Source organism: Pseudomonas sp. CM25 (assembly GCF_013179705.1).
GTDB lineage: Bacteria > Pseudomonadota > Gammaproteobacteria > Pseudomonadales > Pseudomonadaceae > Aquipseudomonas.
Window position 1 is genome coordinate 1 of the sequence record NZ_JABMCW010000239.1, and the last position, 8,826, is coordinate 8,826.

The 8,826-nt window shown below is 50.8% G+C and carries 6 protein-coding genes and 1 pseudogene; 6 read left to right on the plus strand and 1 reads right to left on the minus strand.

The annotated features are described in order from the left end of the window. Positions 1–327 precede the first annotated feature (327 nt). Positions 328–603, plus strand: a complete 276-nt coding sequence (locus tag HP546_RS21270) for a DUF3077 domain-containing protein (RefSeq protein ID WP_172229145.1) — start codon at positions 328–330, stop codon at positions 601–603. 290 nt (positions 604–893) lie between these two features. Here HP546_RS21270 and HP546_RS21275 read toward each other — a convergent pair whose 3' ends face one another. Further along, complete coding sequence (locus HP546_RS21275; RefSeq protein WP_172229155.1) at positions 894–1,697, minus strand: hypothetical protein; 804 nt, start codon at positions 1,695–1,697, stop codon at positions 894–896. A 696-nt stretch (positions 1,698–2,393) separates the two neighbouring features. Here HP546_RS21275 and HP546_RS21280 point away from each other — a divergent pair. From HP546_RS21280 to HP546_RS21300, 5 genes and pseudogenes are all read left to right on the plus strand, one after another. Beyond that, complete coding sequence (locus HP546_RS21280; RefSeq protein WP_256678513.1) at positions 2,394–3,095, plus strand: ABC transporter permease; 702 nt, start codon at positions 2,394–2,396, stop codon at positions 3,093–3,095. Positions 3,096–3,105: 10 nt separating this feature from the next. Further along, complete coding sequence (locus tag HP546_RS21285; RefSeq protein WP_172229149.1) at positions 3,106–3,759, plus strand: ABC transporter ATP-binding protein; 654 nt, start codon at positions 3,106–3,108, stop codon at positions 3,757–3,759. Between the two features lie 49 nt (positions 3,760–3,808). Continuing rightward, a complete protein-coding gene (locus HP546_RS21290; protein ID WP_172229151.1) occupies positions 3,809–4,915 on the plus strand; it encodes an ABC transporter permease in 1,107 nt (368 codons plus the stop codon). Between the two features lie 43 nt (positions 4,916–4,958). Then, positions 4,959–5,996, plus strand: a complete 1,038-nt coding sequence (locus HP546_RS21295; protein WP_172229157.1) for a polysaccharide biosynthesis/export family protein — start codon at positions 4,959–4,961, stop codon at positions 5,994–5,996. An 86-nt stretch (positions 5,997–6,082) separates the two neighbouring features. Further along, positions 6,083–8,826 (plus strand): annotated as a pseudogene (locus tag HP546_RS21300) (hypothetical protein); the annotation flags it as partial.

Here is an 8,826-nt window from a genome sequence, read left to right on the forward strand (position 1 = left end):
CATAGCCAGCGCGTCAGACTTTCCTGAAACCTTGCCCCACCTCTTCAGGTTGGGTGAGCTAGCGAACTATCCTACGCACCAGTCAGAAGCAGCTGAATTGTCGGGGAAATGCCCCAGGGATAACTTCACCGGGTCTCCGTAATGGTGACCGGGTGTGAGAACCTGTTGTGCACTGCTGCTCTACTGTTCAATGGCAGCCATTCGCGGGCAGGCTTCGGCTTGGCCGGTTTTTCAGTGCACCGGTTTCTCACCCCGCGCAATGGCTGCCACCTTTGTCCGTGAGAAAGACCGAGGCGGTGGGTTCTGTCAACGCACTGGAATTTCACCATGAAAAACATCGACCACTCCCCCATCCTCACCGCAGGCATCGAAACCTTTCTCGAAGCCGGCAACCCCACCCTGGACCTGCTCCGCGTGCAACCCGGCGTCCCCGTCGACGATGCCTATGAACACGTCTCGGTCCTGCTGGGCTACTGCAAGCACCTGGTGCACGAAGGCGACATGGAAGATGACCACAAAATGCTGGGCGCAGCCGACTATCTGCTGGCCATCGCCAAGGCCCTGATGAACGACATCGAAATTGCGAAGAACAAGCGCCACTGAAAGGCGCTACCCCAAGCCCGGCAGGGCGCTGCCCCGCTTGCCGCGAAACGCAAGCCTGTGTGGGAGCGGGTTTACCCGCGAATGCGTCCGCACCGACAACTCCACATGGCCAGTAAAAACTGGCCAGCAGCCCCATGTGGGCAAACCCGCGCCTGGGTGGCTAATGGGGCTGCTGCGCAGCACTTCGCCGCCAAGCCATGCACCGTACTTGTGGGAGCCTGGCTTGCCGGCGATGGGCCGCAAAGCGGCCCCAACTATTTAACTGACTGGCATTCCCCTATCAGCCCCCCTCAAATCACAGTTCGAGGATAAACACTGATAAACGCCGATATGGCAATCGGCTCCCCGTCATCCACTTTCACCCGCGGACTCTGCCCCGACCGTTTGATGTCAGAAGCAAAATCCGCCGCCTTGAATGCCTGCTCAAGCTCATCACTGCCCGCACCGGCATACACAACCACCTGAGTGCCGGTACTGTGCTTTTGCTGGGGCAGCTGTTTGATCTGCACCTGTACGCCTGCCTTGGTCAAAGCCACCGCAATTTCCTTGGCAAACTGAACGGCCTCTTTGTCATCCTTGAGGATATTGAGCAGCACCACTGGCTTCAGCGTTTTAGCGGTCAACTCACCCGCCAGTGCCTTGAATGCGTCAAGGGCCAGCGGTGTGAGCTTTCTGGGCTTGAGGCTGGCCTCAAGCTTCAACCGCTCGGCTTTCTCGCGCTCCAGTTCGGCCTTGAGCGCGTCGTTCTGTTCTGTCAGTTGCTGGATTTCCAACTGCGCCTGGACGGCCGACTCATTGACCACCGTGATCTCCTGGGAGGCTTGGGAGATGGTGGTTTCGGAGTGCTGGGTTTTTACGTCCGAGGTCATGTGGGCGATGATCATCGCGCTGGCGGCGATCAATGCGGCGATGACGGCAGTGGCAGAGGCTATAGCGTGGATCAGGCTGGCGGTGCCTACTGAGATATCCGGCATAAACAACTTCTTGAAGTTATGGGTGTTCATCGTTTCACGGTCGGGCTGGCGTGCTGGGCAGATGGCCCGGTACGGGTACAAGTCGAGCCAGAAGGCTAGCGAGGCTTGGCAGAGTGCCATAATTTTGCAGGTTTTGCTGAGAAGCGCATGGTTTTGCAACCCCTGTCAGCCCTCCCCTGCGCTTTTGGCTTCACGATTTTGAAGCAGAGAACCTGACCCTCCTTCGCGTACAGAGCAAGGGGTGCGGGAATGAAGGCGACGCTCTATATTCAAACGGCCGCCTTACGTACACGGCCAAAGTTTTGGTGAAAAATCTGGTGATAGGGATCGCCTTTTGCTGTCAGACCCTCTGACCCGATACTACCGACGAAAGCTAGGGTTTTGAGCGGCGCAATGTGAACCCATCCACCTTCATCCGCGCGCTACGAACACATGTCATGACCCATGTCCAATAAAGGAATCTGGCCGCATACCTTGCTCAATATGATATCAATAAGCCACCCCCCCTCTCCACTGCCACTTGTCTCGAAGCGGCCCCTTGAGTTCGATCTTTGGGCCGCATTTGCTGCGCCTCGCTTGACGCTTATGCCCTCTCACGCTTACCCTTCCGCCCCTTAGAACAGGGAAGTGTCCGGAAGATCCGTCTCAAATCGCCTCACGGTGAGCCTTTCCTGAAGATGAATTCCGGCGTGCCTAGGCGCGCTGCATTGCTTTGCGGTCGCCATCTTGAAACCTCGTTCCTCTCTGCAGATCCAGAAATCGGTCATTTTTGCCTTAGTACTGCGAGAGGCTCGCGCTCGATTCGGCAGTCGTCGAATGGGAGCAGTCTGGACGTTACTAGAGCCTATTGGCCACCTCTTAGTATTCACCCTCCTCTACACTCAGCTTCGCGGTCGCACCCTAGCTGACGTAGAGTATCCTGTCTTCGTCCTTATAGGGATGGCACCCTTTCTGTTGTATCGAAATACAGCACTTAAGCTAATGGATAGCTTACGCGAAAACCGCTCGCTGTTTGGCTACAAACAAATTAAGCCTCTCGATACCTACTTAGCTAGAGTAATAGTCGAAACCTGTATCAGCGTAACCGTTTACGCAATATTAGTCTTCCTTTTTGCTTGGTTTGGCTTCGACATGTCAGTGACCAATCCACTGCAGTGGGTTGCCGTACTGGCTCTCGGCTTGCTTTTCGCATTCGGCTTAGGCATGTCTCTGGCGCTTATTACACATGCGCTCCCAGGTATTAAAACCGTCATTCGCCTCGCCTTCTTCCCGCTCTATTTTATTTCAGGCGTATTGATACCTGCTGCCTATCTCCCTCAAGCAATGATGCCCATCCTACTTTACAACCCTTTTTTGCACATTACAGAGTTGATCCGTGCAGAAGTTCTACCTTATTACATTCCGGTTGATGGCATCTCGGCAACCTATGTAATTAACTGGACTGTAGTTTTGTTGTTCGTTTCCCTGGGCGGGTATCGCGCCCGTCGCCTGCACCTCATTTCCACTAAGAACGGATGAAAAAGGTCTCGTGTTCGAGCTCAGAAACGTTACCAAATCATATTTAACACCGAAAGGGCGTCGCTATGTCTTTCGCGATTTATCTTTGGCAATTCCGCCAGGCAAGAACATAGGTCTGATCGGTCGAAACGGCGCAGGTAAATCAACGCTGATGCGCCTGTTGGGTGGCGCGGACATCCCCGATTCAGGGTCCATCGTCACTGACCGAAGCATTTCTTGGCCCGTTGGCTTGACTGGGGGATTCCAGGGGAGCATGACAGGGCGAGAAAACATAAAATTCGTGTGTCGTGTATATGGCTCCACCGGCGAGGCAATGCGCGAAAAAGTCCGCTTTGTCGAGGAGTTTGCCGACATTGGTGACTGGATCGATGAACCAATCAAAACATACTCCTCAGGGATGCGATCCCGTGTCGCCTTCGGTCTTAGCATGGCATTCGACTTCGATTATTACTTAATTGACGAAGTGATGGCCGTAGGGGACGCGCAGTTTAAGCGCAGGTGCGCTGAAGTCTTCGAGGAAAAACTGAAAGCCTCTAATATTGTTTTAGTCACCCACTCGATGGCAGAGATTAAGAAGCTTTGCGATATCGTACTACACGTCAACAACGGCAAAATTGACGTATACGAAGATGTAGCTGAAGGTGTGAAGGCCTACAAACAATGATCTCGACTAACAAACAGAAGCATAGCGACACTCCAAGGACCTACTACACATGAGCAAGATGGGAAAAATCAAAGGCTGGCGACTAGCGATTGCCATGATTGTTCTGCCAATGATACTAGCGGCAGTCTATTATTTCGTTTTCGCCGTAGACCGCTACGTAAGCTTTGCTCAAGTAGTAGTACGCCAGGACGGAAACAATTCGGCAGCGCAAGTTCCAGGCATTGCCACACTGCTTTCTGGGACAAATCCAGTATCCCGCGAAGAAACACTGTATTTGAGGGAGTATATCGCATCCACCGAGATGATGATGCTACTGGAAGAGCGCACCCATTGGATTGAGCAATACGCCAAACAGCGTAGCGATGTTTTTTTCTGGCTTGATAGCAAAGCAGACAGAGAAGATATATTAAAATACTACCAACGGATGGTCGTCGCACACTTTGATGAAACCACAGGCTTGCTGCGCGTAGAAGTGCAAGCATTTACCCCCGAGCTTTCCGAGCAAATACTCCGCACGATACTTCAAGCCAGCGAGCATTTTGTCAACGAGGTTAGCCATCGGATTGCTCGAGAACAGATGAAGTTTGCTCAAGTCGAGCTTGAGAATGCTCGCAAAACATACGCACAGCGCAAAACAGAACTTCTTGACTTCCAAAATGTAAACAAAGTCTTGGACGGAGGCAACTCTGCCCAGAACCGCGCCACCATCATTGCAGAACTTGAAAGTCAGTACACAAAAGAACAAGCCACTCTTACAGAAATGTCTTTCAAGCTTCGCGCGGACTCACCTCAAGTTCGCCAACAGAAACAAAAAGTCGAAGCAATTACTCAACAGCTATCTAAAGAAAAGCAGACTTTAGTATCATCCCCAAAAGGCTCTCAACTGAACGTTGTTGCCTCTCGCTACCAACAGCTTATGTTGGACGCGGGGATCGCTGAAGCCAGCTATAAAACTGCGGTCGCGGCTCTCGATAACGCACGAATTGAAACAAGCAAAAAAATCCGCACCCTAGTAACTGTTGTAAGCCCAAACACCCCCCAACTGGCAGTATACCCCGAGCGCTGGTATAACCTCGCTACTATTCTGCTTGGCCTACTAATGCTTTACGGCATTACCCGATTCATTCTGGCTTCGATCGAGGATCATCGTGATTAATTCCCTAGCCGTATGCAAGAAGCTTAACTTGAAGCTTGCCGCCATGGCTTTTATTACGTTTGGCCTGACCGGTTGCGGCGGCACGCTTTCGGGGGCAGGCCCATACAAGGGTACCATTGAGGCGAAAAATGACACCTACAACCTTGTAGATATCAACGCAAATACAATCGCACCATACATGCACGGAGCTTCTAAAGCTCCCATTGCAAATGTTATTAAGCCAGTATCGCCTGAAGTACGCTTAATGTCTGGCGACACGCTCAATGTGCTTATTGCGGACACCGCGCCCGAAGGTGCAGCTTTATTTGCCCCACTGGCAACAGGCGGAACTCAGCTTACAACACGCATTGACGCTCAGGGCATGCTCTCACTTCCCTATGTCGGCCGTCAATTTGTGGCAGGTATGACGCTCAATCAAGTTGAGAGTTTGATTCGCCGCCAACTAAAAGGGATTACAACAGACGTGCAAACCCACGTCGAGCTTGTTGGCGACCTTTCAGGATCAGTGCTGGTTGCTGGGGCAGTTAAAACACCAGGTCGATTTAGTACACTGCAAGGCCCCCTTACGCTGCTCGATGCAATCAACCAAGCAGGCGGCCCAGTTATGGAACCCCACTTAGTTAATGTAACCGTGCGTAACGGAAGCGAAGTCAAACAATTTAACTACGAAGAAGTCTTAGCTGGTAACAACATGCAGCTCAAGCCCAACTCCGAAGTAGTGCTTGATCGTGCTCGCCAACGGTTTGTTGCTATGGGTGCGGTCGCGGAGCCAGGCCTGAAAGACCTCCCTAGTCAGAATACCAATCTGCTCGACGCACTGGGTAGCGTCGGTGGGCTTCGCGAGGCCAACGCCAATCCTGAGGGTGTATTCATATTCCGGATGGGTGACGGAGCAAAAGCCAAGCCAACCGTTCTTCGTCTGAATATGCGCGATCCTGCTGCGGTCTTTTACGCGCGCCAAATTGCCATCAAACCAGACGATACTATCTTTGTCACAAACGCTGCAGTATATGAATGGCAAAAGATTATATCGCCGATCGTTCAAACACTGATTTTGGGTAGAACTGCCAATACCTTCTGACCCAAGGACAGGGAAAATCGACACGTTACTGCGGGCAAAACATAAATCTTTGCCCGCATTTAAAATCAGACAGGGCATTATTGACAATGGGCTCACTCAACAATCTTCTGACCTCTCCTGGTGCCTTCCTCAAAGGCCTGACAGGCAAAGGTAGCGCTAATACTCCTACGTTCGTAATTGGCTTCAGCACCTGGAAGCAATATCTTCGCAAGTATTTCCCAGACCGTAATCTTTACTTCATAGATAAAAACATTTCAAAACACGAGTTCGATTCGCAGTGGAAAAAGAAGATAACTTCTCAATCCGCCGCGGAAATTTTTGTCTGGGGATTCAAAGCGCCCGATTTCATCTTTGATTTCGCACGAAAGAATGGAAAGAAGATTTTCCACGTAGAAGATGGATTCATCCGTTCCGTCGGTTTGGGCGCCCAAAAGTCACCTCCGATGTCGCTGACAATGGACAGTCGCACACCTTACTTCGATGCGAGCAAGCCTTCCGACCTTGAGGTTCTACTCAGCAGCTATAACTTCGAGGCTGATACTGCTCTTATGGCGCGCGCACGGACCGCGCTGATCCTCATGCTCAAGCATGACGTGAGTAAATACAACAACTCTCCACGATGTGACATTGAGGCATTCTATGGAGAGAAAGTTAAGAAACGAATTCTAGTAATTGGCCAAGTCGAAGACGATGCCAGCATTTTGCTCGGTTGCGATTCTAAGATGACCAATAATGATCTTGTTCGTTTAGCCTACAAAGAAAACCCAGGGGCACAAATTTTCTACAAGCCGCACCCTGACGTTTTGTCAGGCAATCGCCCTCAGCACTCCGACCCTCAGCAAGTAGAGTCCCTCTGCCGTATCATCAAGGAGAACATTTCTTTACCCCAGTCTTTTCACGGGGTAGATCACGTCTATACTCTGACATCACTCGCTGGCTTCGAAGCTATTTTACGCGGAATAAAGGTCACCACAATCGGATGTCCATTCTATTCAGGATGGGGCTTGACAGATGATCGCCAAGCGAATTCTCGTCGAACTCGACAACTGAATGCAACGGAACTTTTCGCTGCTGCTTACATTCTCTACCCTAAATACTTCAACCCAGAGGAAGGGACAGTTTCAGATATTGAAACCGTTATATCGACAATGTCCGAAGCAATGCGATTGATTCCAGGTGTGCCGGCCCTCGCTCCGTCCGTAGAGGTAATTACAGCTAAAAGCGCACCTGCTAAGCCTGCCCCCAAAGCACCAGCAAAGCCGAAACCTGCGGCAAAGGCTGAGGCTAAGCCGGTAGAAAAGGCAGTGGCGAAGCCAGTAGCTAAGGCAGTGGCGAAGCCAGCAGTCAAAGTCGCTGCAAAACCTGTAGCGAAAGCTGTTGCAAAGCCCGCAGCTAAAATTGCACTCGACGACAATGGCATGCCCGAGTGGTTCAATCCTCGCCCTGGCGACGAATTGAAAGCGGCCCTCTCCTCATCCAAGCCATTGTTCCTGTACATTCCTTGGATTGCTGGCCATGGGGATGCTTTGATTGAGAAAATTAAATACAACGAAAGATACAACTTCGCCCCTCTGGATTTTGTAAAGAACATTGACGGCAACGGCATTCGTCAATCTGTCTTGAGATACACTCGCACAGATCCCGCACTCTACCGCAGAATGTTAATCAATCGCCTAGTTCCTCTTCGCGGAAGAATTAAAGCAGTAGTATTCACATTCGACTGGTCCGCAACAATGCGCCTGATCGCCAGCGTTTGCGAAGAATTAAACATTCCTCGAATCCTCATCCCGCACGAGTCCGTTTTCGTGGATCGCGAAAAATATTATTGGGACATCACCTCTAAAGCCTCCGTACCATCCGCAGATCTAACACTAGGCTGGGGCGGACTACAGAAAGAAATCTTCACCGAGCGCGGTTACCCTGCAGAACTGTTCCGCAGTGTAGGAGCGCCAAAATTTGACACCCACACAAACTACAAACCTTCACTAACGCGCCAACAGTTCTGCAAGCTGTACGGCCTAGACCCCAATAAGCCGACCATACTTTTTGCATCCCAGCCACTCGATTCACAGCTGGATAAAAAAATTGCTCAGCAGTCACAACAGCGGGCAATCCAAGATTTGGCAACAGTTGCCAAAGCTAAAGATCTGCAACTTCTGGTACGCCTACCACCAAACAAAGAAGATATTCTCGGCCCAGCCACCCGCAAACTACTTGGCGAGTCCGATCATGTGGCATTGGACGAAGGATACTGCTACCTAGTATCACCGGAAGAAGCCCTTTATCACTCCGAAGTAGTAACATCCATCAACAGCACAATGCTGTTTGAAGGCTTGCTGATGGGAAGATACGCACTCTCGATTAAGTACGTAGAATTCGATCAAATTTGGGAAAAAGCCGGAATACCTGCGGCCAAAAACATCATCGAAATTGAAGAGTACCTTGGCCAGTTCATCGACAAAACATTTAATTTGTCGACTGATGGAATGACTTGGGCAGCCGACATGTTTGGCATTGGTCAATTTGATGGCAATGCTGCCTCGCGGATTATGGCGGAACTGGAAGTAATCGCTGATGGTGGCGAAATCCCGACAAAAGCTTGTGCAATAGAGAGACTGCTGAACAAGCAGAGTCTGGATGTTATTGCGATTCCATCCTCACCCGCAACGCTGAGCACCACACAGCTTTATCTTCAGCGCATGCTTAAAGCTCGTACACTTGTGAGCACTAGTGTTAAAGAAACAACAATACAGAACTTAGCATCGGTTGAAATTTTCTTCCAGTGGGGCATCACTGAATCGAATACGAAGAAAAATCAAAAAGAGATTGC

Coding starts and splice junctions, on each gene's coding strand:
- HP546_RS21270 (WP_172229145.1), top strand. CDS start 328: ATGAAAAACATCGACCACTCCCCCATCCTCACCGCAGGCATCGAAACC.
- HP546_RS21280 (WP_256678513.1), top strand. CDS start 2,394: ATGGGAGCAGTCTGGACGTTACTAGAGCCTATTGGCCACCTCTTAGTA.
- HP546_RS21290 (WP_172229151.1), top strand. CDS start 3,809: ATGAGCAAGATGGGAAAAATCAAAGGCTGGCGACTAGCGATTGCCATG.
- HP546_RS21275 (WP_172229155.1), bottom strand. CDS start 1,697: ATGGCACTCTGCCAAGCCTCGCTAGCCTTCTGGCTCGACTTGTACCCG.
- HP546_RS21295 (WP_172229157.1), top strand. CDS start 4,959: ATGGCTTTTATTACGTTTGGCCTGACCGGTTGCGGCGGCACGCTTTCG.